The organism is Burkholderia sp. AU32262, from assembly GCF_020419985.1.
Lineage (GTDB): Bacteria > Pseudomonadota > Gammaproteobacteria > Burkholderiales > Burkholderiaceae > Burkholderia > Burkholderia semiarida.
Map to the genome: position 1 here is coordinate 144,761 of NZ_JAIZRS010000016.1, position 25,585 is coordinate 170,345.

Annotated in this window: 18 protein-coding genes and 1 pseudogene; 4 read left to right on the plus strand and 15 right to left on the minus strand. The window is 67.9% G+C overall.

Annotated elements, in window-relative coordinates; translation table 11 throughout:
* Positions 1–330: 330 nt before the first annotated feature.
* From LGN10_RS20505 to LGN10_RS20515, 3 genes and pseudogenes are all read right to left on the minus strand, one after another.
* Positions 331–2,797 (minus strand): annotated as a pseudogene (locus LGN10_RS20505) (glycosyltransferase family 4 protein).
* The gene (locus LGN10_RS20510; RefSeq protein WP_059639181.1) at positions 2,794–4,260 is read right to left on the minus strand and encodes a flippase; all 1,467 of its coding nucleotides are present in this window, start codon (positions 4,258–4,260) and stop codon (positions 2,794–2,796) included. Before LGN10_RS20510 ends, LGN10_RS20505 begins: the two are co-directional and overlap by 4 nt.
* A 40-nt stretch (positions 4,261–4,300) precedes the next feature.
* Complete coding sequence (locus LGN10_RS20515) at positions 4,301–6,532, minus strand: hypothetical protein (RefSeq protein WP_226224856.1); 2,232 nt, start codon at positions 6,530–6,532, stop codon at positions 4,301–4,303.
* Positions 6,533–6,976: 444 nt separating this feature from the next.
* Here LGN10_RS20515 and LGN10_RS20520 point away from each other — a divergent pair, with 444 nt between their 5' ends.
* From LGN10_RS20520 to LGN10_RS20530, 3 genes are read left to right on the plus strand one after another with little or no spacing between them, the layout of a single operon-like run.
* The gene (locus LGN10_RS20520) at positions 6,977–8,041 is read left to right on the plus strand and encodes an acyltransferase family protein (protein WP_059582731.1); all 1,065 of its coding nucleotides are present in this window, start codon (positions 6,977–6,979) and stop codon (positions 8,039–8,041) included.
* A 35-nt stretch (positions 8,042–8,076) separates the two neighbouring features.
* Positions 8,077–9,123 (plus strand): GDP-mannose 4,6-dehydratase, encoded by a 1,047-nt coding sequence (gene gmd, locus LGN10_RS20525; protein WP_059639179.1) that lies wholly within the window; start codon positions 8,077–8,079, stop codon positions 9,121–9,123.
* Positions 9,110–10,075, plus strand: coding sequence for an NAD-dependent epimerase/dehydratase family protein (locus LGN10_RS20530; RefSeq protein WP_226224857.1), 966 nt, complete (start codon positions 9,110–9,112; stop codon positions 10,073–10,075). The genes gmd and LGN10_RS20530 overlap by 14 nt, the downstream gene beginning before the upstream one ends.
* A gap of 104 nt (positions 10,076–10,179) precedes the next feature.
* On the opposite strand, the gene LGN10_RS20535 is transcribed toward LGN10_RS20530, so the two are convergent.
* The 12 genes from LGN10_RS20535 to LGN10_RS20590 form a co-directional block, all read right to left on the minus strand.
* Positions 10,180–11,370: an O-succinylhomoserine sulfhydrylase gene (locus LGN10_RS20535; protein WP_226224859.1), complete on the minus strand. Its 1,191-nt coding sequence runs from the start codon at positions 11,368–11,370 to the stop codon at positions 10,180–10,182.
* A gap of 263 nt (positions 11,371–11,633) precedes the next feature.
* Positions 11,634–13,166: an amidophosphoribosyltransferase gene (purF, locus tag LGN10_RS20540; protein ID WP_059582739.1), complete on the minus strand. Its 1,533-nt coding sequence runs from the start codon at positions 13,164–13,166 to the stop codon at positions 11,634–11,636.
* 51 nt (positions 13,167–13,217) lie between these two features.
* Positions 13,218–13,712 carry a CvpA family protein gene (locus LGN10_RS20545; protein ID WP_059582742.1) on the minus strand — a complete coding sequence of 165 codons (495 nt, stop codon included), beginning with the start codon at positions 13,710–13,712 and terminating at the stop codon, positions 13,218–13,220.
* 6 nt (positions 13,713–13,718) lie between these two features.
* Positions 13,719–14,561 (minus strand): SPOR domain-containing protein, encoded by an 843-nt coding sequence (locus LGN10_RS20550; protein ID WP_226224861.1) that lies wholly within the window; start codon positions 14,559–14,561, stop codon positions 13,719–13,721.
* A gap of 29 nt (positions 14,562–14,590) precedes the next feature.
* The gene (gene folC / locus LGN10_RS20555) at positions 14,591–15,901 is read right to left on the minus strand and encodes a bifunctional tetrahydrofolate synthase/dihydrofolate synthase (protein WP_226224863.1); all 1,311 of its coding nucleotides are present in this window, start codon (positions 15,899–15,901) and stop codon (positions 14,591–14,593) included.
* Positions 15,902–15,996: 95 nt separating this feature from the next.
* Positions 15,997–16,869, minus strand: coding sequence for an acetyl-CoA carboxylase, carboxyltransferase subunit beta (accD, locus tag LGN10_RS20560; RefSeq protein ID WP_040139428.1), 873 nt, complete (start codon positions 16,867–16,869; stop codon positions 15,997–15,999).
* Positions 16,870–16,934: 65 nt separating this feature from the next.
* Positions 16,935–17,750, minus strand: a complete 816-nt coding sequence (trpA, locus tag LGN10_RS20565) for a tryptophan synthase subunit alpha (RefSeq protein WP_059582749.1) — start codon at positions 17,748–17,750, stop codon at positions 16,935–16,937.
* 36 nt (positions 17,751–17,786) lie between these two features.
* Positions 17,787–18,635 carry a DNA-methyltransferase gene (locus LGN10_RS20570; RefSeq protein ID WP_059582750.1) on the minus strand — a complete coding sequence of 283 codons (849 nt, stop codon included), beginning with the start codon at positions 18,633–18,635 and terminating at the stop codon, positions 17,787–17,789.
* 9 nt (positions 18,636–18,644) lie between these two features.
* A complete protein-coding gene (gene trpB / locus LGN10_RS20575; RefSeq protein WP_059582753.1) occupies positions 18,645–19,838 on the minus strand; it encodes a tryptophan synthase subunit beta in 1,194 nt (397 codons plus the stop codon).
* Between the two features lie 55 nt (positions 19,839–19,893).
* Positions 19,894–20,598: a phosphoribosylanthranilate isomerase gene (locus LGN10_RS20580; RefSeq protein ID WP_059582757.1), complete on the minus strand. Its 705-nt coding sequence runs from the start codon at positions 20,596–20,598 to the stop codon at positions 19,894–19,896.
* Complete coding sequence (gene truA, locus LGN10_RS20585; protein ID WP_059582759.1) at positions 20,595–21,407, minus strand: tRNA pseudouridine(38-40) synthase TruA; 813 nt, start codon at positions 21,405–21,407, stop codon at positions 20,595–20,597. Before truA ends, LGN10_RS20580 begins: the two co-directional genes overlap by 4 nt.
* Positions 21,407–23,560: a FimV/HubP family polar landmark protein gene (locus LGN10_RS20590; RefSeq protein ID WP_226224864.1), complete on the minus strand. Its 2,154-nt coding sequence runs from the start codon at positions 23,558–23,560 to the stop codon at positions 21,407–21,409. The genes truA and LGN10_RS20590 overlap by 1 nt, the downstream gene beginning before the upstream one ends.
* A 757-nt stretch (positions 23,561–24,317) precedes the next feature.
* Here LGN10_RS20590 and flgE point away from each other — a divergent pair.
* Entirely contained in the window at positions 24,318–25,562 is a 1,245-nt protein-coding gene (gene flgE / locus LGN10_RS20595) for a flagellar hook protein FlgE (protein ID WP_226224877.1), read from the plus strand.
* The last annotated feature ends 23 nt before the right edge of the window (positions 25,563–25,585 follow it).

Consider the following 25,585-nt stretch of genomic DNA (forward strand, 5'->3'; position numbering starts at 1 on the left):
CGCCGCTCGGGGGCTTTTTCACGGCTGGCACGCGGTTGCAGGCCGGTTCGACAAGGGACCGGCAGCCTGCCGCGCGCCGACCGCGCCACGGCCCGCGCAAGCCGCCGGTGCGCGGTTTCCTGGGTACGACTGCGACGGTGTCCTGCTCGCGCCACGTTGCCGACGGCCCGCTCCCGTTCCGGATGACGATCGGCCGCGATCACGCCGACTCGGACTCGGGCTCGAGCCCGCCAGCCCGCCCCAACCACGCGCGTCGCCCGCCGAAAGACGAAGCCCCCGCACGGCACGACGCCGCACGGAGGCTCGTTTCCCGCCGGCGCGCGCCGGCTGCTATTTCTTCGCTTTCGCGGCCCGGGCGGCCTTCGCCGTATCGGAGAGAATCTTCTCGACCCGCTCCACGTACGTTTCGGTCCCGAACCGCCGCACCGCAGTCGCGCGCCCACTCGCGACGAGCCGCTCGCGCAGCGCGCCGTCGCGCTTGAGCGCCGCCAGCGCATCGGCCAGCGCGGCCGCGTTGCCCGGCTCGCAGAGCAGCCCGTTGTCGCCGTCCTCGATGATCTCGACGACGCCGCCCGCACGCGCCGCGACAACCGGCCGGCGCGCCAGCATCCCCTCGACGATCACCCGCCCGAACGGTTCGGGCGTGATGGACGTATGCGCGACGACGTCCACCGCCGTCATGCATGCGGCCACGTCGCGCTGGAATCCGAGGAAATGCACGCGCTCGTCCATCCCGTGCTGCGCGACGTATTCGTGCAGTTGCGCCGCATAGTCGTCCTCGCCGAACAGCGGCGCGCCGACCAGCACCACGTGCATGTCCGGATGCCGCGCGGCGGCCTCCAGCAGCACGTGCTGCCCCTTCCAGCGCGCGAGCCGGCTGAACGAACCGACCAGCCATGCGTCCGTCGGCAACCCGAGGCGCGCGCAGCGCCGCCTGGCTCACGCCTTCCAGCGCATCGAACGGTTCGGCCGAGATGCCGTTGAACACGACGTCGACGTGCTGCGGCGTGAAGCCCGTCAGCGCGCGGAACGCCTGCGCGGATGCATCGGAGTTCGCGATCACGCGCGTGACGCCGAGCCGCGCGCAGTACTTGATCGCCTGCAACTGCTTGCCGCCGAAATGGTCGGCGCTGACGATGTCGCGCAAATGCCAGACCACCGGCTTGCGCGCGAGCCGCCCGGCAAGCGCGGCGACCACCATCGCGCGTTGCGTGTTCGCGTAGATCACCTCGGCGCGGCGCGCGCGCCGGGCGACGTCGCGCACGAGCCGCACGAGCTGCTTCACCGCGCCGAACGACACGCCGCCCTGCTTGCGCACGCCCGCGAGCGCGCCTTGGTCGACCACGTCGACGCGTGCGCCGATCTCGTCGAGCGCCGCGCGGAACGGGCCGTCGTCGAACAGCAGCACGTCGGCGTTCGCGCGCATGTGCTTCATGATCTCGAGCAGCGACAGCTCGGCGCCGCCGAGCACGCCGCTCTGATCGAGCACGAGCGTCGCCGGGCCGCGCGCGGCCGGCATCGGCGCGGCCGTGCCGCGCCGCGCGGTCGAGCCGGGCAGCGCTTGCTCCACGTAGTCGAGGAAGCGCTGCCGGAACGTATCGGCGGAAAACCGCTCCGCGTTCGCGCGGCACGCGTCAGGCGTGAAGCGCTGCGGCGCGCGCTCGAAATCGTCGACGGCCGCGACGATCGCGTGCGGCGTCTGTTCGTCGAAGAACAGGCCCGTCGGGTTCAGGCTCGACTGCGGGTCGAGCACGGTTTCGAGCGCACCGCCCTTGCCGTACGCGATGACCGGCGTGCCGCACGCCTGCGCCTCGACGACCGAGATCCCGAAATCCTCCTCGGCCGCGAACACGAACGCCTTCGCGCGCCGCATCCGGTCGTGCAGCACCGCGAACGGCTGATAGCCCATGATCTCGACGTTCGGGCCGGCCTTCGCGCGGATTTTCTGCATCTCGGGGCCGTCGCCGATCACGACGAGCTTGCGCTCGGGCGTGCGCGAAAACGCTTCGACGATCAGGTCGATCTTCTTGTACGGCACCATCCGCGACGCGGTCAGGTAGAAGTCCTCCTTCGCCGCGTTCAGCGAGAACGCGTCGACGTCGACCGGCGGGAAGATCACCGCGGCGTCGCGGTGGTAGACCTTCTTGATGCGCCGCGCGATGAACGCGGAATTCGCGACGAAGCCGTCCACCGCGTTCGCGGTGCGCGTATCCCAGTTGCGGATGTAATGGAGAATCATCCGCGCGAGCAGCGATTTCGGCCCGTGCGTGAGATTCGACTGTTCCAGATACTGGTGCTGCAGGTCCCACGCATAGCGGATCGGCGAATGCACGTAGCTGATGTGCACCTGGTCCGGCCCGGTCAGCACGCCCTTCGCGACCGCGTGGCTGCTCGAGATCACGAGGTCGTACTCGGACACGTCGAGCTGCTCGATCGCGAGCGGCATCAGCGGCAGGTAGCTGCGGTACTTGGTGCGCGCGAACGGCAGCTTCTGGATGAACGACGTCGTCACCGGCTTGCCGCGCACGAACGCGCGGTCGTCGAGGAAATCGACGAGGCTGAACAGGTCCGCGTCGGGAAAGCACGCGACGATCTGTTCGAGCACGCGCTCGGCGCCCGCGTAGGTGACGAGCCAGTCGTGGACGATCGCCACGCGCAGCGCACGCGCCGGCTGCCGCGCGCCGGCCCGTTCGGCCGGCACCGCGCGGTGCAGCGCGGCGGCGTCGCCCGCGTGGGCCACGGCGGCGTCGGCCGTGGCGAGATTCAGGACGGCGTGTTCCGCCAGATCGCGATTCATGCAGTTCTCCTCGCATTGAGACGGACGAACAGGTCGCGCACGAGTGCACGCAATCCCGGCGTCATCGTGAGCGACCACGCAACGTTCAGCACCAGCACGACCGCGCACAGGCCGATCGACTGGACCAGCCCCGGCCACGCTTGCGCCAGAAACAGGCTCGCGAGCAGGAAGGCGAGATGGGCGAGCATGTCGAGCACGATCGCGCGCATCCGGATCGCCGACAGGTACAGCAGCACGCCGTAGTCGACGAGCGCGCGCGCCGCGACGACCACCGCCGCGCCGATCAGCCCGAAGTGATGAATGCCGAGCCACAGGCCGCCGACGAAGAACGGCATCTCGACGAGCCCGGCGAATGCCGCGCGGGCCGGGTTGACCTGCGACTGGATCAGGATGCGTGTGACGCTCGCCTGGCCGACGAGCCATACGCTGATCACGAGCACGCGGCCGACCGGCGCCGAATGCGCGGCGAGATCGGCGCCGACCCACAGCGTGAGGAACGGCGCGAGCGCGAAGATCGCGACGATGCCGACCGGCGTGAACACGCCGTTCAGGAATTCGAGCGACTGGCGCGCGAGGGTATCCGCGTGATCGCGGCCGACCGCCGACAGGCGCGGAAACAGCGTGCGCACCAGTGCGTTCGGCAGCATGTTCAGGCGCGTGACGAGGTTCTGCGGCACCGTGTAGTAGGTGACGAACTTCGCGCCCATGCCGGCGCCGAGCATCACGCGGTCGAGCGTGTCGGCGATCATGCTGGTCGTGCTCGCGATCAGCATCCAGCCGCCGAAGTTGAACAGCCCCTTCGCGGTACCCCACTGCGGCGGATCGATGCGGCGGATGCCGAGCACCTTGATGCTGGCCTGGCCGAGCATCACCGCCGCGATCAGCCGCGCGACGACGGCCGCGGCGAGCACCGTCTGCAGGTTCGGCGCGATCCACCACGCGGCGGCGAGCGGCAGCAGCTGGAACAGGAACGTGCCGATCGTCTGGTTCGTGTTGAACACGCCGAACCGTTCGGCGCCGTTGATTGCGCCGGCGAACACCCACGACACGTTCGCGAGCGGAATCGCGAGCGCGAGCCACGGCAGCGCGAGATACACCTCGTGCTGCATCGCGGCCGACACCTTCGTGAAATACGCGGTGTAGACGAACGCACCGAAATAGATCAGCAGCCCGCCCGCGATGCCGGTGCCGAGATTCAGCCAGAACGCGCTCCAGAACACGCGCGCGCTTTCGTCGGCGTCGCCGCTCGCGAGCGCCTTCGAGATGTGGTTCTGCGCGGCCATGCTCATCCCGAGATCGAGGATCCCGAAATAGCCGATCAGCGTCCACACGAGGCTGACGACGCCGTAGCGTTCGACGCCGAGCGCGTGGATGTACGCGGGCACGGTCACCAGCGACACGAAGGTCGGCAGGATCAGCCCGATGAAGTTGATCGAAACGTTCTTGAGTATGCCTTTGTCCATGCTTAAGCCTTGAGTGACGTCGACGACGGCGCGCCGCCCGTCACGGTTTCCAGCGATACATCAGCACCTTGCCGCGCGCGTCTTCCTCGACGAACACGAGGTATTCGCCGTTCTCGCGCCGGAACGCGCTGATGCCGAACGGCACGTCGACCCAGCCGGAGGCCTTGCCGACCTCGGCGCCCGGGCTCATCACGCCCACTTCCTTGCCGGTTTCCTTGTCGTACACGTGGATCTTGCCGACCGGCTCCACCGTGAAGATGTAGCGGCCTTCGACCGTGATCCCGATCAGGTCGAGGATCGGCTTCGCATCGAGCTGCCATGGCAGCGCGACCTGGTAGCGCACCACCGGCGAGCCGCTCGACCACTTGTCGAAGCGCACCAGCACGCGGCCGACTTCCTTGTTGATGCCCGGCTGCGGCGGCGCGTCGGCCGTGTAGCCGGTCACGTACAGCGTGTCCGTCTGCGCGTCGTAGATCGACCGGCGCAGTTGCGTGAACGGCTGCGGCATCGGGTAGGTCGTGACCTTGTCGTACGAATAGATCGGGTTGCCGGCCTTGTCGACGCCGCCGTACTGGAAGCGGTGGATGCCGCGCACGTCGCTCGTGCGCCAGATGTCGCCCTTCGTGTCGACCCACCAGCCCCAGCCGCCCGCCTTCGCCTTGCCCGTCGTGTTGAGCTCGGACTCGTCGGCATCGATCCGGCCGTTGCCGTTCGCGTCGCGCCACAGCCAGTCGCCGCCCGGCGGCTTGTTCGGCACCTTGTCGACCGGCCGCGCGCGGCCCGCGATCAGGCCGGACGGAATCGCGACCTCGCCGTCGCGCTTCGCGTCGAAGCGGTAGATCTTCAGATGATCGGCGTACATGTCGGTCAGGTACAGGAACGTGCGGCCGTCGACGCGCCGCGCGATCGGCATGCCCGGATACTGGTCGGTGTGGAACACGGGGTCGTCCGGATACTTGAAGCGGTTCGACAGGAAGCCGACGTATTTCCAGTCCTGGCCCGGCGGCTTCGACAGGTCGAGCTCGAAGCGCTTGTTGCCCGTGTACACGCTGTTCGGCCGCGCGGGGTCGAGCCACGCGCCGTCGACGAACAGCAGCCCCTGCACCTGCCAGCGCAGCTTGCCGTCCGGCGTGTAGCTTTCCAGCACCGCGCCGAGCCCCGCGCCGATCGTGTCGTGGCGCGGCCCGATCCCGTTCATCGACACGTAGACGTTGCCCGCGCGGTCGACGCCGACGCCCGTCAGCCCGTTGAAGCGCTGCGACCCCGGGCGCCCCGGCACCGGCCCCGCGAAGATGCCGCCGCGCTCGCCGAGCGAGCCCGACTGCGCATAGCCGTTCGCGCCTTTCGAGAAGATCAGGATCTGCTGGCGCGGCCCGTTGTCCGCGACCAGCACGCGCCCTTTCGCATCGACCGCCACGTCCACCGCGTCGGTGCCTGCCGGCAGCGCCGGCGCGTCGTCGAGCTTGCGGCCGTCGGCCCGCACGTGCACGAGATGCGCGGGCCCGCCCAGCGTATCGGTCAGCAGCCACAGCGTGCCGTCGCCCGCGAGCGCGATGCGGCCCGGCTCGTGCGCGCTCCACGTGCCCTTCCGCTGCATCGTCTCCGCGTCGTACACGTCCACCGCGTCGCGCGACGGATTGGTCGCGAACAGCGTCTTGTCGTCGGCCGCGAGGCCGCCCACTTCCGCCTTCGCGTCGCCCACTTCCGAGCGTGCGGGCGCCGGCACCTCGTTCATCATCATGAAGCTGGCGGCCATTCGCGCGCGGCCGGCATCGGCGCGGCCGGCATCGGCGCGGCCGCCCGGCGCGACCGGCGGCGCCGCGCGAAACGGCGCGGGCTGCTTCATGTCGCCGATCGTGCGCCGCGAGATGCCGAACCATTGCTTGCCCTTGTCCGGCCAGATGCCGGGCGACTGCAGGTGGCCGCGCTCGTTGCCGACGCCGATCGCGACATACGCATACTTGCCGTTCACCGCGATCGCGTTGCCGCCGAGGTTGCCCCAGCCGTGGGTGCCACCGGCGAAGCCGAGCATCTTCCCGTCCTGGTAGACGCTCGCCTCGGCGCCGCTCTCGTCCCACGGCGCATTCGTATACACCTTGCCGTCGGGCGTCACCGCGATCGCGCGGATGTCGATCTGCGTCCAGCTGCCGTCGCCATAGCCGAACGTGTTGCCGATCCACGAGGTCGTCGCGGGCAACACCGTTTCGGCCGGCACGGCGCTCGTCAGCAGCGCCGCGCATACCGTCACGCCAACCAGAATCAGACGTCGCAATGCGCTTCTCCAGACTCGATGCAACAACGACCGGCGCAGCCTCGGATGGCCGGCGGCTGCGCCCTGTCGCTAAATGGGTTTCAAACGTCGCGATGCAGGTTACAAGCAAAAATAATCACAAGAAATTTGGAAATATTTGGGGATGTTTCCGCCAGAAATATCGAACCGGAACGGGCAGTCAATCAGGCCCGGAAACGGCAATAACGACCGCCTTTCCCGCGCCGCCACGTAGAAAATTCCGCCCCGCGCCGCGTCTGGCGGCCGCCCGGTGCAAATCTTTCGTGTCGCGACCGTAATAATTGGCATTCGGGTATTTGTCGTCAGATAAATGGCGCGCGTTTTTTTACCGATTTCTTTTCCCTAGAATCGTTTTCGATTCCCTATTTCATTTAAAGGCATGCAATACGTACACGCATCGGATGCGGGTCGTGAAGGAGCCGCGCGATGACGGCCCTGTCGCGCCCCGCCGACCTCGCCCCGCCGCAACACGGACGCATCGTGCAGCTCGACGGGCTGCGCGCGATCGCCGTGGGCGCCGTGTTCCTGCAGCACGCGCTGAAGGCGCCGCTGTGGATGGGCGTCGATCTGTTCTTCGTGCTGAGCGGGTTGCTGATCACCGGCATCCTGCTCGATCGCAAGGCGCGCGGGCAGTCGTACTTCAGCCACTTCTACGCGCGCCGCGTGCGCCGCATCCTGCCGCCGTACGTGCTGCTGCTGGCGGTGTCGACGCTGCTGTTCGGCGCGAGCTGGCTGCCGCACTGGCCGTGGTTCGCGTTCTTCTCGACCAATATCGGGCTGTCGCTCGGCAGCATCGGCCATGACAGCCTGAACGTGCTGTGGTCGCTCGCGGTCGAGGAGCAGTTCTACATCTTCTGGCCGTTCGTCGTGCTGTGGTGCTCGGAGCGCGCGCTGCCGTGGGTCGCCGCCGCGCTGATCGTCGCGGCGCCGGTGCTGCGCGCGATCGCGACGCCGTGGTTCGATTCGTTCTGGCCGATCTACTACCTGACGCCGTTCCGGATGGACCTGCTCGCGGCAGGCGCGTTGCTCGCGATCGTGCTGCGCCGCGACCGGCGCGCGCTGGAGCCGTTCTATCCGCTCGCGATCGTCGGCGCGCTCGTGTCGCTCGCGATCCTCGGCTGGCTGCACCTGTCGTTCCCGCGCTTTCGCGCCGCGAACACGCCGCTGTCGAACGCGGCGCTCTACAGCATCTCGCTGCTGCTGTGCACGTCGATCGTCGTGATCGCGCTGCGCGGGCGCGGCCTCGTGCAACGCGTGCTGACGAACCCGATGCTCGTCTACGTCGGCACCGTCAGCTACACCGTCTACCTGATCCACCTGAGCGTGCTGTACGCGCTGTGGCCGCTGCACCTGAACCGTTTCGTCACGGCCGCGCTGGCGCTTGCGATCACGCTCGCGTACGCGACCCTGAGCTGGTACGGCTTCGAACGGCGCCTGACGCGCGGGCCCGCGCGCCGCGCGCTGCCGGCCGCCGCCGGCACGACCGCCTGAATCTCATCATCCATCGCTTCTACCAGGACAACGCCATGAGCCAAACGCGTAAAAAGGCCATCATCACCGGAATTTCGGGGCAAGACGGTGCGTACCTGACCAAACTGCTGCTCGACAAGGGCTACGAAGTCACCGGCACCTATCGCCGCACCAGCTCGGTGAATTTCTGGCGCATCGCCGAGCTCGGCGTCGACACGCACCCGAACCTGACGCTCGTCGAACACGACCTGACCGACGCGGGCTCGAGCCTGCGCCTGCTCGAACGCACGCAGCCGGACGAGCTCTACAACCTGGCCGCGCAAAGCTTCGTCGGCGTGTCGTTCGACCAACCGGCGACGACCGCCGAAGTGACCGGGATCGGCCCGCTGAACCTGCTCGAGGCGATTCGGGTCGTGAGCCCGAAGACCCGCTATTACCAGGCGTCGACGTCCGAGATGTTCGGCAAGGTGCAGGCCATCCCGCAAACGGAAACCACTGCGTTCTATCCGCGCAGCCCCTACGGCGTGGCGAAGCTGTACGCGCACTGGATGACCGTGAACTACCGCGAGTCGTACGGCCTGTTCGGCAGCAGCGGGATCCTGTTCAATCATGAATCGCCGCTGCGCGGCCGCGAATTCGTCACGCGCAAGATCACCGACACGGTCGCGAAGATCCGGCTCGGCAAGGCGACCCGTCTCGAGCTCGGCAATCTCGACGCGAAACGCGACTGGGGCTTCGCGCTCGAATACGTCGAAGGCATGTGGCGGATGCTGCAGGCCGACGAGCCCGACACCTACGTGCTGGCGACCAACCGCACCGAAACCGTGCGCGACTTCGTGCGGATGGCGTTCGCGGCGGCCGGCTACCAGCTCGAATGGACCGGCAAGGGCGAGCAGGAGCGCGGCCTCGACGCATCGACCGGCAACGTGCTCGTCGAAGTGAACCCGAAGTTCTACCGCCCCGCGGAAGTCGACTTGCTGATCGGCTGCGCGGACAAGGCGAAAAGCAAACTCGGCTGGGAACCCAAGACGACGCTCGAACAACTTTGCCAGATGATGGTCGAAGCGGATTTGACGCGGAATCAACACCATGACACGTTCTGAGGCCGGCCGTCCGTCGCGCCGTGCGTTCGTCACGGGCCTGACGGGCTTCACCGGCCGCTACATGGTCGAACGCCTGCAGGCGGCCGGCTACGACGTCTGGGGCACGGTCGCGCCCGGCACGCCCGGCCCCGCCGATCCGGCGTTCGCGCACTGCACGCTGCTGCCCGTCGACCTGCTCGACGCGCAGGCCATGCGCGCGGCCGCGGCCGACGCGCGGCCCGACGCGGTCGTGCATCTGGCCGCGCGCGCGCATGTCGCGCAGGACGAGCCCTCGCACACCTACGCTGTCAACATCGTCGGCACGCGCAACCTGCTGGCCGCGCTCGACGGCCTCGACCGCCGCCCGTCGGCGGTGCTGCTCGCAAGCAGCGCGAACGTCTACGGCAACTCGACGGCCGGCGTGCTCGACGAAACCGTCGCGCCGGCCCCGGCGAACGACTACGCGGTCAGCAAGCTCGCAATGGAATATGCGGCGAAGCTGTGGGCCGACCGGCTGCCGATCGTGATCGCGCGGCCGTTCAACTACACGGGTGTCGGCCAGAGCGATGCGTATCTGCTGCCGAAGCTCGTCGCGCACTTTGCGGGCAACGCGCCGCGGATCTCGCTCGGCAACCTAGACGTGAGCCGCGATTTCTCCGACGTGCGCGACGTGACGGCCGCCTATCTGAAGCTGATCGAAGCCGCGCCGGCCGGCGAGACGTTCAACGTCTGTTCGGAGCGCGCGTATTCGCTGAAGGAAGTGCTGGCGATGCTGTCGCGCATCGCCGGCTACGTGATCGACGTGACGATCGATCCGCGCTTCGTGCGGCACAACGAAGTGAAGCGCCTGAGCGGGTCGCGCGACAAGCTGCGGCGCGCGGTGGGCGAACTACCGATCACGCCGCTCGACGAAACGCTGCGCTGGATGGTGGACGCGGTGCGCGCCGCGCCGCCCGCGCACGCCGCGGGCTGAACGTCGGCAAAACACGCACGACGGCATGCGCCGAAACGACAACGGGCCGCTCTCTCGAGCGGCCCGTTTCATCGTCGATGCCGGGCAAAAACCGGCCGTATCGCTCAGCTGTCCAGGCCGCGCGCGAGATCGTCGCGAATGTCGCCCGCGTGCTCGAGCCCGACCGCGAGGCGAATCAGCCCTTCGGTGATCCCCGCCGCCGCACGCGCTTCCGGCGTGATGCGGCCGTGCGTCGTGGTGGCCGGATGCGTGATCGTCGTGCGCGTATCGCCGAGGTTGCCGGTGATCGACACCAGCTTCGTGTTGTCGATCACCCGCCACGCGTTCGCGCGCTGCTGCTCCGGCGTGTCGCCCTTCAGCTCGAACGACACGATTGCACCGCCGGCCTTCTGCTGGCGCTTCGCGAGTTCATGCTGCGGATGCGATTCGAGGCCCGGGTAGAACACGCGCGCGACCGCCGGATGCGCGTCGAGCCAGCGCGCGATCTCCAGCGCGTTCGCCGATTGCTTCTCGACGCGCAGCGACAGCGTCTCCATCCCCTTCAGCAGCACCCATGCGTTGAACGCCGACAGCGTCGGGCCCGCGCTGCGCACGAACGGGAACACCTTGCCCATGATGAATTCCTTCGAGCCGACCAGCGCGCCGCCGAGCACGCGGCCCTGCCCGTCGAGGAATTTCGTCGCCGAATGCATCACGACGTCCGCGCCGAGCTTCAGCGGCTGCTGCAGCACCGGGCTGCAGAAACAGTTGTCGACGACGAACAGCGCGTTCGCGGCCTTCGCGATCTTGCCGATCGCCTCGATGTCGGCGAGTTCGGTCAGCGGGTTCGACGGCGTCTCGAGGAAGAACATCTTCGTTTCCGGCCGCACGGCTTCATGCCACGCGTTCAGGTCGGTCGGGTCGACGAAGGTCGTCGTGATCCCGAACTTGCTGAAGATCTGCGAGAACATCCCGAGCGTCGAGCCGAACAGGCTGCGCGAGCTGACGAGGTGGTCGCCCGCCTGCAGCGCGGACATCACGACCGACATGATCGCGGCCATGCCCGACGCCGTCGCGATGCACGCCTCGCCGCCCTCGAGCGCCGCGAGACGCTCCTGGAACATGGTGACGGTCGGGTTCGTGAAGCGCGAATAGGTGAAATAGTCTTCCGAATTCGCGAAGCGCTCGGCCGCGTCGGCCGCGCTCGAGAAGCAGAAGCTCGACGTGAGGAACAGCGCTTCCGAATGCTCGTTGAAGTCGCTGCGCAGCGTGCCCGCGCGCACGGCAAGCGTGTCGAAGTTGAGGGAATCGTCCATGTTCCGTTTTCCGTATTCGATGGCCGCGCCGACGGTCATGCACGAGGCGCGGACCCGGTCAAAACCGAGGCCAAAAACAAAAAGCCCGCTATGCGTCGGCATCAGCGGGCTTCGGTGCGGTACGACAGCGATCGACTCGGGCCGGCTGCCGCCGGCCTTCGCTTTAGCTGTTTTGGGAAGTTGCCCCGCGTCCGCAAGCTGATATCAAATCGACGCAAGGCCACATCCTATCACGCCTCGATCCAAGCGCGCGCCGGCGTGAGTTACTCGACCGACAGTTGCAGGTTCATCTGCGAGCGCTCGGTATCGCTGGCCGTATCGCGATCGGCCTGCGACGCCGGCGTGAGACGCGCGCGCTCGATCGCATCGAGGTACTCGGGCGTCACGGCGCCGGTGATGTAGTTGCCGTCGAAGCACGACGCCTCGAAGCGCTCGAGCTTCGGGTTGATGTCGCGCACCGCGCGGCGCAGATCGTCGACGTCCTGATAGATCAGGTGATCGGCGCCGATGATCTTCGCGACTTCTTCGTCGGTGCGGCCGTGCGCGACGAGCTCGCCACGCGTCGGCATGTCGATGCCGTACACGTTCGGGAATTTCACGGGCGGCGCAGCCGACGCGAAGATCACCGACTTCGCACCCGCATCGCGCGCCATCTGCACGATTTCGTGCGAGGTCGTGCCGCGCACGATCGAATCGTCGACGATCAGCACGTGCTTGTCCTTGAACTCGATGCTCATCGCGTTGAGCTTCTGGCGCACCGACTTCTTGCGCACGGCCTGCCCCGGCATGATGAACGTGCGGCCGACGTAGCGGTTCTTGAAGAAGCCTTCGCGGTACTCGACGCCGAGCTTCGCGGCGACCTGCATCGCGGCCGGGCGCGACGAATCGGGAATCGGCATCACGACGTCGATCGGCACGTTCGGCAGTTCGCGCTTGATCTTCTCGGCGAGATAGTCGCCCATGCGCAGGCGCACGTTGTACACCGGCACGCCGTCGAGGCACGAATCCGGACGGGCCAGATACACGTATTCGAACATGCACGGATTCAGCGTCGGGTTCTCCGCGCACTGCTGGCTGTGGAAGTTGCCGGCCTTGTCGATGAAGACCGCCTCGCCCGGCTCCAGGTCACGCACGAATTCGAAACCGATGCCTTCGACCGCCACCGACTCCGACGCGACCATCCATTCGGTGCCGTGCTCGGTTTCGAGCTTGCCGATGCACAGCGGGCGGATGCCGAACGGGTCGCGGAACGCGAGCAGGCCGTAGCCGGCGATCAGCGACACGATCGCGTACGAACCCTGCAGGCGGCGATGCACGCCCGAGACCGCCTTGAACACCGACGCCGGGTCGAGCTCGAGGCCCGTGGTCGACAGTTGCAGCTCGTGCGCGAACACGTTGAGCAGCACTTCGCTGTCGGAGTTGGTGTTGATGTGCCGGCGGTCGATCCGGAACATCTCGTCCTTCAGCTGCATCCAGTTCGTCAGGTTGCCGTTGTGCGCGAGGATGATCCCGAACGGCGCGTTCACGTAGAACGGCTGCGCCTCGGCCTCGCTCGACGCCGAGCCGGCCGTCGGGTAGCGTACCTGGCCGATGCCGTAGGTGCCGGGCAGGCTGCGCATGTTGCGCGTGCGGAACACGTCGCGCACCATGCCGTTCGCCTTGTACATGTGGAAATTGCTGCCGTCCGCCGTCGCGATGCCCGCCGCGTCCTGACCGCGATGCTGCAGCAGCAGCAGGCTGTCATAGATCAGCTGATTGACAGGGGATTGGGAGATAACGCCTACGATGCCGCACATGGCATGTCCTTCAAGATGACAAAATCGGTTCCGTCCTGCCCGGCCGCGCCGTCACACGCGTACGTACTGGGCCATGCCGTCGGGCAGGAGCTGCTTCAGCTCGTGCACGCCCTGTTCGGCAAAAGGACGCAATAGCGCATTGCGCCAGAAATCCTGTTTGGGCAGTTCGGTCAGCCCGGCCGCCGCGACCAGCAGCACCACCAGCACACAGCCGCGGACGAGCCCGAACATCATGCCCAGCGAGCGGTCGACGCCGCCCAGGCCGCTCGCCTGCGCGATCCGCGACAGCAGCGCGTTCGCCACGCCGGCGACCAGCACGACGCCGATCACGAGCAACGCGAAGGCGATCACCCACTGCGTCAGCGCGCCGCCCGGCCAGTTCGCCGGAATGTACGGCACGACCAGCCCGACGTAGCGGCCCGCGATCACGACCGCCGCAATCCAGCCGATCAGCCCGAAAATCTCGGACACGAAGCCGCGCCACGCGCCGCGCAGCGCCGACAACGCGATCACCGCCAATACAGCGTAGTCGAAAGCCGTCAGCATCGCACGTTACTGCGTCAGTCCGGCTTCGCGCACCTTCGCGATCGCGGCGGATGCCGCCGCACGATCCGCGAACGGGCCGGCACGCAGCAGTGTAGCCGTGCTGCCGTCGGCCTGCTTGCTGTGCTCGACATATGCGGGCACGCCCGCCGATTTCAACTTGGTGGCCCACGAACGGGCGGTCGCGGCGTCCTTGAACGAACCGAGCTGCACCGCGAAGCGCGCACCGGCCGGCGACGCCGGCGACGATGCGTCGCCGCCGTCCGGGCTCGCGGCGCCGGCATTCGCGACGGTTGCGGGCGCAGGCTTCGGCGCGGCCGGTTTCGCCGCCGGAGCGGCCGGCTTCGGCGCGGGCTTCGGCGGCGTCACGCTCGCGGTGGTGGTCGTATCGGGTTTCGCGGCCGGCTTGGCGACATCCTTCGGCGCGGGGGCGGGTGCCGGTGCGGCCGCCACGGCCGCGTCGGATGCGGGCGGTTCGTCGTGCGCGACGCCCGCCTGCACGTCGGACACGTCGTCGTCGCGCGGCGCGACCGCCTGGTGCGCGGGCCGGTTCGGGATGTCGATCGCGATGTCGTCGGTGACCGGCTTCGGGTGCGAGTCGAGCACCATCGGGAGCACGATCACGGCGGCCACGACGAGCGCGATCGCGCCGACGAGGCGACGGCGCGCGCGTTGCTTTTCAGGAAGGGTCGGATCGAGGAGCAGTGCGTCCGATTCCGGACGCTCGGTGCGGCGCGTGCGGCGCTCGACGCGTTCAGTGCGCTCCGTGCGCACGTTCCGGGAGGCCCCGGTGCGACCGCCGCGCCGCGGGGGCGCGTCGTCGTCTTTCTTGCCGAACGAGAAAATTCCCATGAATGGCTGAGTCCGAAACTGCCCGTCAGTCAGTGTTGCTGCGATTTACGGTAGGCCAGCACGCCGGCAACCGTATGGAAACTGCCGAAAACCACGATTCTATCATTCTCGGATGCTCTTTTTAGTGCATCGCGAAACGCTTCCGCGGGCGACGCGTAACGCGTCACGCTCGAATCGGGCCCCTCCTCCACGCCGGCCTTGCGCAGCGCGGCTTCGAGCTGCTCCGCGGAGGCTGCGCGCGGCAGCGGCAGGTCGGTCACGCACCAGTGGTCGATCTCGCCCTTCAGGTGCTGCAGCACGCCGTCGATGTCCTTGTCGTGCATCGCGCCGAACACCGCGTACGTGTACGGGAAGAAACCCATGTTGCCGAGGTTCTGCTCGAGCACGGCCGACGCATGCGGGTTGTGCGCGACGTCGAGCACGATCGCCGGCTTGCCGGGCAGCACCTGGAAGCGCCCCGGCAGCTCGACGTTCGCGAGCCCGAGCCGGATGTCCTGCGCGGACACCGGCAGCACCGGGCGCAGCGCCTCGAGCGCGGCGAGCGCGGCCGACGCGTTGATCAGCTGGTTCGCGCCGCGCAGCGCCGGATACGCGAGCGCCGGATAGCGCTTGTCGCGGCCGAGGTAGCTCCATTGCTGGCGCTCGGCCCCTGCCTGCGCCTCGTAGCGGAAATCGCGGCCGACGAGCCACAGGTCGGCGCCGATCGCTTCGGCGTGGTCGACGAGCGTCTGCGGCGCGGCCGGATCGCCGCAGATCGCCGGCTTGCCCGCGCGGAAGATCCCGGCCTTCTCGAACGCGATCTTCTCGCGCGTGTCGCCGAGGTATTCGGTGTGATCGATGTCGATGCTCGTGACGATCGCGCAATCGGCGTCGATGATGTTCACCGCATCGAGCCGGCCGCCGAGGCCGACTTCGAGGATCACCGCGTCGAGCCCGCGCGAGGCGAACAGATGCAGGATCGCGAGCGTCGTGAATTCGAAATACGTGAGCGACACGGGCTCGGCCAGCGACGTGCGCGCGGCTTCGACGGCCTCGAAGTGCGGCAGCAGTTCGTCGTCGGTCACGTTCTGCCCGTTCACGCGCGCGCGCTCGTTGAATGCGAGCAGGTGCGGCGACGTGTGGCAGCCGACCTTGTAACCCGCGCGCACGAGGATCGCCTCGAGGAACGCGCAGGTCGAGCCCTTGCCGTTCGTGCCGCCGACGGTGATCACCGGGCACGCGAATTCGAGCTGCAGCGCCGCCTTGACCTGCCCGATGCGGGTCAGGCCCATGTCGATGCCGACCGGGTGCGCGCGTTCGAGATGCGAAAGCCACGCGTCGAGAGTGGGAAATGTGCTCATCGGATCAAATCTGGATCGGTACCGCCACTACGCCAAAAAGCAAAGCGCGCCGCCTGAGAAGCCAGGCGACGCGCGGAGTCACGACGTTGCGCCGGTCAGGCCAGCGCGTCGGCCGGCTGTCGCTGCAGCAGCGCGAGCAACTGCGCGATCTCGTCGCGCATCTTGCGACGGTCGACGATCATGTCGATCGCGCCCGTCTTCAGCAGGAATTCGGCGCGCTGGAAGCCTTCCGGCAGCTTCTCGCGGACCGTCTGCTCGATCACGCGCGGGCCGGCGAAGCCGATCAGCGCCTTCGGCTCCGCGATCACGACGTCGCCGAGGAACGCGAAGCTCGCCGACACGCCGCCCATCGTCGGGTCGGTCAGCACCGAGATGAACGGGAGCTTCGCTTCGGCGAGCTTGGTCAGCATCGCGGTGGTCTTGGCCATCTGCATCAGCGACAGCAGGCTCTCCTGCATCCGTGCGCCGCCCGATGCCGTGAAGCAGATGAACGGCACGTGCTGCTCCAGCGCGTTCTGCGCACCGCGCGCGAAGCGCTCGCCGACGACCGAACCCATCGAGCCGCCCATGAACGAGAATTCGAAGCACGCTGCCACGACCGGCAGCGTGTGGATCGCGCCGCCCATCACGACCATCGCGTCGGTCTCGCCGGTTTCGTCCATCGCTTCCTTCAGACGATCGGGGTACTTGCGGCTGTCCTTGAACTTCAGCGAGTCGACCGGCACGACTTCCTGGCCGATCTCGTAGCGGCCTTCCGGATCGAGCAGCCCGTCGAGGCGCTCGCGCGCGCCGATGCGCATGTGGTGATCGCACTTCGGGCACACGTGCAGGTTCGCGTCCACGTCGTTGCGATAGAGAACGGCCTCGCAGGACGGGCACTTGACCCACAGGCCTTCCGGAATGCCCTTGCGGCTTTTCGGGTCGGTCTGCTTGATCTTCGGCGGCAACAGTTTGTCGAGCCAGCTCATCGTATGGTTTCCTGTTCCGTGGCGGGGCGGGCCGACGCGGCCCGTTCCCGCTTCCTGTGTTGTGTTTATCGCGCCGTGTTGCCGGCACCGTCCAGGGCGGCGCGCAGCTCGGCGATGAACGTCTTCAGCGCGGCGGCGGCACCTTCCGGCGCGGCGCTCTCGAGCAGTTGCACGAGGCGGCTGCCGATCACGACGGCGTCCGACACTTCGGCCACCGCACGCGCCGTTTCGGCGTCGCGGATACCGAAGCCGACGCCCACCGGAACCGGCACGCGCGACTTGATGGCCGGGATTTTACCTGCAATGCTCGAAACATCCAGATTTCCCGCGCCGGTCACGCCCTTGAGCGACACGTAATACACGTAGCCGCTCGCGATCTTGCCCACGTCGGCGATGCGTTCGTCGGTCGACGTCGGCGCGAGCAGGAAGATCGGATCGATCTGCGCGGCCCGCATCTTTTCGGCGAACACGCCCGCCTCTTCAGGCGGATAGTCGACCACCAGCACGCCGTCGACGCCGGCCGCGTGCGCTTCGGCCGCGAACGCGTCGACACCCATCCGTTCGATCGGGTTCGCATAGCCCATCAGCACGACGGGGGTTTTGGGGTCGGTTTCGCGAAAACGCTTCACGTCGGCGAGCACGCTCTTCAACGTGACGCCGCGCGCGAGCGCGCGTTCCGACGAGCGCTGGATCACCGGGCCGTCGGCCATCGGGTCCGAGAACGGCACGCCGAGTTCGATCACGTCCGCGCCGCCGGCGGCGAGCGCGTGCATGAATTCGACGGTTTTCGCGGGGTCGGGGTCGCCGGCCGTGATGAACGGGATCAGGCCCTTACGGCCTTGTTCGGCGAGTGCGGCGAAGGTCTGCTGAATACGGGACATGGCAATTTTCCTCAGTGCATTCGGCGGCGGCGCGATTCACGCGCACGCCGGCGCGGCGAGCGCGCTCACGCGCTCGTGCGCGATCGCACAATAGCTTTCGTTGATCTCGTAGCCGACGAAGTCGCGCCCCTGCCGTGCGCAGGCCACCGCGGTCGTGCCGCTGCCCATGAACGGATCGAGCACGCGGCCGCCCGGCGGGCAGCTTGCGAGCACCATCCGCTCGATGATTTCCAGCGGCTTCTGGGTCGGATGATCGACGCGCTCCGCGTGCTGCCGGTGCAGGCGCGAGACCGACCAGACGTCCTTCGGGTTGTAGCCCATCTCCAGCCACTTGCTGCCTTCGAACAGCTTGCGCGAGCGGGCCTTCTTCGTGTCGGCGTCGTACGGGATGCGGACCGGATCGAGATCGAAGTAATACGCTTTGGAAACCGCGAAAAAGCCGATGTTGTCGTGCACCGACGTGAAACGGCGCGTCGTGCCGCCCATGCTCGGCACGCGCCGGTCCCAGATGATCTCGTTGACCATCGTGAGTTGCGTCTTCAGGAAACTGAAGATTTCCGGCGCGTACTGCCACGTGCAGAAGATGTACATCGACCCGCTCGGCTTCAGCTTCGGAATCGCGAGTTCGAGCCACTCGCGCGTCCACGCGAGGAAATCGTCGCCCGAACGCTTGTCCGAATCGTTGCCGTAGTCCTTGCCGAGCCCGTACGGCGGATCGGCGACGATCAGGTCGATCGACGCATCCGGCAAGTGCGCGGCATCGGTCAGGAAATCGCGGTTGTGCAGTTCGATACCGGGCGGCAGCGCGCGCGGCACGGCGGCGGGCTGAACCGCCTCCGCCTCGCTCGCGGCGCCGCCGCCCGGCTCTTCGATCAGGTCACGCATCGGTCGGGGTCAGAGCGCGATGCCCGATCGCTCGGCGACCGTGTGCATGTCCTTGTCGCCGCGGCCCGACAGGTTGACGAGCAGGATCTTGTCCTTCGGCAACGTCGGCGCGAGCTTCACGCCATACGCGATCGCATGGCTCGACTCGAGCGCGGGAATGATCCCCTCGATCCGGCAGCAGTCGTGGAACGCCTTCAACGCTTCCGCGTCGGTGATCGGCACGTACTGCGCGCGGCCGCTGTCCTTCAGCCATGCGTGCTCGGGGCCGACGCCCGGATAGTCGAGGCCCGCCGACACCGAATGCGTCTCGATGATCTGGCCGTTGTCGTCCTGCAGCAGGTACGTGCGATTGCCGTGCAGCACGCCCGGGCTGCCGGCGATCAGCGACGCCGCGTGATGGCCCGTGTCGAGGCCGTCGCCGGCCGCTTCGACGCCGATCAGCTGCACCGACGTATCGTCGATGTACGGATAGAAAATGCCCATCGCGTTCGACCCGCCGCCGACGCAGGCGATCACCGCGTCGGGCTGCCGGCCCGCGAGCTCGGGCATCTGCACCTTGCACTCGTCGCCGATCACGCGCTGGAAGTCGCGCACCATCATCGGGTACGGGTGCGGGCCCGCGACCGTGCCGATGATGTAGAACGTGCTTTCGATGTTCGTGACCCAGTCGCGCATCGCTTCGTTCAGCGCGTCCTTCAGCGTGCGCGAACCCGATTCGACCGGCACGACCGTCGCGCCCAGCAGCTTCATCCGGTACACGTTCGCGGCCTGCCGACGCACGTCCTCGGCGCCCATGTAGACGACGCACTCCATCCCGAAGCGCGCGCAGATCGTCGCGGTCGCGACGCCGTGCTGGCCGGCGCCCGTTTCCGCGATCACGCGCTTCTTGCCCATGCGCTTCGCGAGCAGCGCCTGGCCGATCACGTTGTTGATCTTGTGCGCGCCCGTGTGGTTCAGGTCTTCACGCTTCAGGTAGATCTGCGCGCCGCCGAGCGTCTCGCTCCAGCGCTGCGCGTGGTAGATCGGCGACGGACGGCCGACGAAATGCTTCAGCTCGCGCTCGAATTCGGCGACGAAATCGGGATCGTTCTGGAACTTTTCATACGCCGCGCGCAGTTCGTCCAGCGCATGAATCAGCGTCTCGGCGACGAACACGCCGCCATACGGGCCGAAATGGCCGCGATCATCAGGAAGGTTGTACATGGTGTCTCTCTCGATCGGTCGGTGCGCCCCGCCCGCGGGGCCGCACCGGCTTGCATCACCCGGCGTCCGCTTCGCGCACCGCGCGTACGAACGCCGCCATCCGGGCGTGATCCTTCACGCCCTTCGCGCCCTCCACTTCGATGCCACTGGAGACATCGACAGCAAACGGACGCAGCTGGCGGATCGCATCACCGACGTTTTGCGCGTTCAAGCCACCACTCAAAACGGCCCGACGCGCGAGCTCTGCGGGAATAAGAGACCAATCGAAGACCTTGCCGCTACCGCCGTAATCCGGCACCAGGGTGTCGAACAGGAGGCCGCGCGCTTTCGAATAATGAAGAGCCGATTCTACCAAATCGGCACGCTGCGTCGAGGGGCCGACGCGCACCGCGCGCAACCACGGCAGGCGCGCCGCGCGGCCGAGCGCGTCGCACTGCTCGGGCGTCTCGTCGCCATGGAACTGCAGCACCGTGAGCGGCACGTCGCGCACGACGGCTTCGATCTCGGCCTCGGTCGCATTCACGAACAGTCCGACCACCGAGACGAACGGCGGCGCCAGGCTCGCCAGCTCGGCCGCCTGCGCGATCGTCACCGCGCGCGGGCTCTTCGGGTAGAACACGAGGCCGATCGCATCGGCGCCGAGGGCTGCCGCGTGCAGCACGTCCTCGGGCCGCGACAGCCCGCACAGCTTGATGCGCGTGCGCGGCGGCACGCCCGCCGCCGCGGCGGAACTCGAAGGGGACACGGCGTGATCCGTCATGATTGTGGGTCCAGATCGGCCCAGACGCTGCTCCACGGCACGCTGCCGAGCTGCGCGGGCGGGACGGCGAATTCCGCCGGGTAGCCGACGTGGGCGAGGTACAGCCCGTCGGCCATGAACGTGGGTGCGGCGAGGTTGCGGTCGCGCCCGGCCAGCACGTCGGCGAGCCAGTCGGCCGGATAGCGGCCGCGCCCGACCGCGACGAGGCAGCCCATCAGGTTGCGCACCATGTGATGCAGGAACGCGTTCGCGCGAAAGCGGAAATGGATGAAATGCCCGGCGCGCCGCACGTCGATCTGATACAGGTGTTTGACCGGCGTCTTCGACTGGCATTCCGACGACCGGAACGACGAAAAATCATGCTCGCCGATCAGGTGCGCGGCGGCGGCACGCATCGCGTCGTCGTCGAGCGGCGTGTGGATCCAGCCGGCGCGCCCGGCCAGCATCGGCGAACGCACGGGATGCACGTACAGCGCGTAGTAATAGGTGCGCTCGAACGCCGAGAAGCGCGCATGGAACGTGTCCGGCATCGGCTTCGCCCATTGCACCGACACGGTCGGCGGCAGGAACGCGTTGGTGCCGCGCACCCACGAGAACACCTCGCGCTCGAGATCCGTGTCGAAATGCACGACCTGCCCGAGCCCGTGCACGCCGGTATCGGTGCGCCCGGCCACCGTCGTGTGCAGCGGCACCCGCGCGAACTCGGCCAGCGCATGCTCGAGCCGGTCCTGCACGGTCTTGCCGTGCGGCTGCGCCTGCCAGCCGCAGAACGCCGCGCCGTCGTACTGGATGCCCAGCGCGATCCGCATCACGCCTCGTCCGCCAGTTTCGCGAGCAGCGCGCGTGCATCGTCGCGCGTCGCGGCGTCGTTCGCGTCGACCACTTCCTGCAGCAGCGTCCGCGCGCCGGCCAGATCGCCCAGCTCGACGTATTCGGCCGCGAGGTCGAGCTTGTTGCGCGCGATGCGCGCGAGCTCGTCCGCGGTGAGCGCGGGCAGTGCGGCGCCCGGGGTGGACGGCAGGTCGAGATCGAAATCGAGCTTCAGCGCGCCGAACTGCGCGCCGCCGAGCGGCGGCAGCGATGTCGCCGCAGGCGGGCCGCCCGCTTGGCCGGCGGGCGTCGCCGCGTCCGGATCCCAGTCGAACTCGTCGTCGTGGTCGACCGGATGTTCCGGTGTCGTTTCACCCGAACCCATTGGCGGGTGCTGGGCGGATTGACCGTTAGTTGCGATTTTGCCGGTGTCGGACTGCGTTGCCCGCGTGGCAAGGGCCTCCGGCGTCAACGACGGCTCGTCCGCCGCCCGCGGCGGCAACGGCATGTCGAGACTGTTGAGCGCGCTGATCGCGTTCTGCATCAGCGTCGCGTGCTGTGCTTCGGTCGTCGAAGGGGCGACGGATGCGGCGGTCGGCTCCGTCGGCTCGGCCTGCTTGTCGGCGCCAGTGGTTTTTTCCGCCGGTTCTGCGTCGGGCGGAGCCTCAGCCGGAACCGGAATCGCGTCGTTCGCGGGCGACACGGCAGCGACGGCAGCCGGCAATTCGGGCGACTCGTCGCGCGGTGCCGCCACTTCAGGCGCAGTCGATGTGTCCGCTGCGGGAGGCTCGACCGCCTCCGCCGCCGTGGCAGTGGCCGCGGCGAGATTCATGTCGGACGCCGCATCGCGTGCGACCGGCATTTCGGGCGTGATCGGCAGTTCACGTTCGACGGTCGGCGCGGCTCCCGCAGCCGCAGCCGCGGCGCCGCCTGCTGCGGCTGCGGTCGTATCGGCACCCGCGTCGTCCGCGCGGCGACCCTTCCGGCGCTTGCGCCATACGAAGCCGGCCGCGAGCACGATCACGGCTGCACCGGCCGCGGCGGCCGGGCGCCAGTCCATCTGTTCGGTACGACGTGCCGGTGTCGCGACGGGCGCGATCGGTTGCACGGAAGCCGATGCCGGTTGCGGCGCGCTGGCTGCCACACCCGACGCGGCTTCGTCCACCGTCGATGCGGCGGCCGACGCACTCGCGTCATTCGCGGCCAGACGCGGCGCGGCGGGCGCCGGAGCCGGCGCAGGCGCGACGCCGGTCGTCGTCGCCGGTTTGCCGATGCCGTGCTTCTGCAACTCCATCAGCACGCGATTCTTCAACGCCAGCAATTGCTGCAGGCTCGACGGCCGGGGCTGCGACGCTCCCACGGCAGGCGCCGCGCCGGCCGGTTCGCGCACGCCGGAAACCGGGCTGCCCGGCACCGCCTGCCCCGCCGCCTCGCTCGCGGACGACGGCGCCGACTGGATCGCCCCGCTCCACACATGCGGGCCGCTGGCACCGCCCGTGGGCGCCGCCGGCTGCGTGCTGTCGATACCCGACGCGCCCTGTGCGGCCGCCGCCCCGGTCGAAGCCGAAGCACCGGTCGAAGCCGAAGCACCGATCGAAGCCGCCGCCCCCGCCGCCGCCGCGGCACTGGCACCGCTCACCGGAGCCGCATGCACGGCCGACGCCACCGGCGCGGATTGCACCGCCGAGCCAGGATGCGGCGCGGATGCGCCGTGCTGCGCGATCGCCGCCCCACCCGATGCGGCGGCGGGCGCGGAAGCGGCCGTCGCACCGGAGGCAGCGGACGCGCCGGCCGGCACGAGCGCCGCGCCGGTGGCGTCGAGCGCGGGCACGGTCAGCGTCGCGCCGACTTTCAGCCGGCTCGCGTCGCGCTTCATGAACGCCTGCGGATTGGCGTCGAACAGCGCACGGGCGGCGCGCGCGAGCACGGCCGGGTCGTGCGATTGCGTGGCCGCTTTCGCGATGTCGTTCAGCGACTGGCCCGGCTGGACCGTCACGGTAAGCGGTGCGGCGGCGCCGGCGGCGGACGCCGGCAGTTCGCCGGTGCCGACTGCCCACGCCGATGCGGCTGCGCCGAGCGCCAGGATCGTCAGCGCCCCACGCACGGCGCGCGACAGACGGGACTGACGCGGAAACAAGGAAATTCGGGACATCGTTGGCTCTATGGCCGCGCGCGGGCGCGGCTCGGATTCGCGGTTGGAAGCGTCAATAAAATTGCTGCAGAAATGCAAAAGCGCCGCGCGAAACGCGACGCTTTCGGCGGGTCTGTGCGTCGTAACCGCGTAGTTTACTTCACGCGCTCGAGTTCCGGCCGAATTCGTCGCCAGCCGGCGCGCGCGTCGGGCGGGTCCGCCTGCCGCAGCCCGTGCATTCGATCGACCAGAACGCCCCCCACGCGCGCTGTCGAAAACCGTCTCGCAACAGCATCGCCCCCTGCTCGAATGACGCGGCCTTTCGGTGCTCACTGCGCGTCCACCGCAGGATCACGGCGACAGCATCGCAAGCACTCCCTCAATGACCCGCCCCGCCAGCCGTTAAAGAATTAGCCGCAGGAAATCCAAATAATCCCAGCCGGCAATCAATCCGGAACCAACAAATTTCAATTCGTCGATAAGAAGGCAGTTCATCCCCCTTATCGGCGAAATGAAAATCCACATCACCAAAGCCTCGCCCCATAAGGCTTTCATCGCCTTGCGCCCACCCGCTTCTCATACAAAGGCGATCTTTTCCGCATCAATTCAATTTCATTACACAAAATTACACAGACCCAACCGTTGCCGTCGATACGATCGCCTTCAACCGGGAATCGGCATATTTCGACTTCGCGGTCGGACCGATGCCGTGAAGGACCAGAGGGCCATCGCGCAGTCGCACGACGGCATTCACTACCAGCTCGTTACGGGGACGAACATGGGCTATCAGCAGGGTTTGAGCGGGTTGGCCGGCGCGTCGAGCAACCTCGACGTGATCGGCAACAACATCGCGAACGCAAACACGGTCGGCTTCAAGCAGGGGCGCGCGAACTTCGCGGACATCTACGCGAATTCGGTCGCGACGTCGGTCAACACGCAGATCGGCATCGGTACGCGGCTCGCGTCGGTGCACCAGAATTTCGGCCAGGGGACCATCAATTCGACGAAGTCGTCGCTCGACGTCGCGATCAACGGCAACGGCTTCTTCCAGATGTCGAGCAACGGCGTGACCACGTACTCGCGCGACGGCACGTTCCACCGCGACAAGAACGGCGCGATCGTCGACGCGCAAGGCCGCAACCTGATGGGCTATGCGGCAGGCGCCGGCGGCGTGATCAACACCGCGCAGACCGTGCCGCTGCAGGCGCCGACCAGCAACATCGCGCCGCGCGCGACGAACAAGATCACCGGCCAGTTCAACCTGAACGCGCAGGACAAGGTGCCGGCCAGGACGCCGTTCAACGCGACCGACAACACGACGTTCAACTACAACTCGTCGATCCAGGTCTACGATACGCTCGGCGGCTCGCAGCAGGTCACGATGTACTTCGCGAAGAGCGCAGCCGGCACGTGGCAGGCCTACGCGGGCGTGCAGGGCCAGACGCCGACGCATCTCGGCACCGTCACGTTCGACGCATCGGGCCGGATCAGCTCGACGACGTCGGCCGCGACCGGGCAGCCGACGCCGAGCCTCGGCCAGTTCGCGTTCTCGATCCCGAACACGACGGGCGGCGCCAATCCGCAGAACCTGACGCTCGACCTGGGCGGCACGACGCAATACGGCGGCAAGGACGGCGTGAACAATCTCGCGCAGGACGGCTTCGCGAGCGGCACGCTGACGACGTTCTCGATCGGCAGCGACGGCAAGCTGACCGGCAACTATTCGAACGGACAGAGCACGGTGCTCGGCCTGATCGCGCTCGCGAACTTCAACAACCCGAACGGGCTCGTGAACATCGGCGGCAACCAGTATGCGGAAACGGCTGCGTCGGGCGTGCCGCAGATCTCCGCGCCGGGCAGCACGAACCACGGCACGCTGCAGGGCAGCGCGCTCGAAAACGCGAACGTCAACCTGACCACCGAGCTCGTGAACCTGATCACCGCGCAACGCAATTACCAGGCGAATGCGCAGACGATCAAGACCCAGCAGGCCGTCGACCAGACGTTGCTGAACCTGCGTTGAACCGCCCATGAAAAACGCGCCGC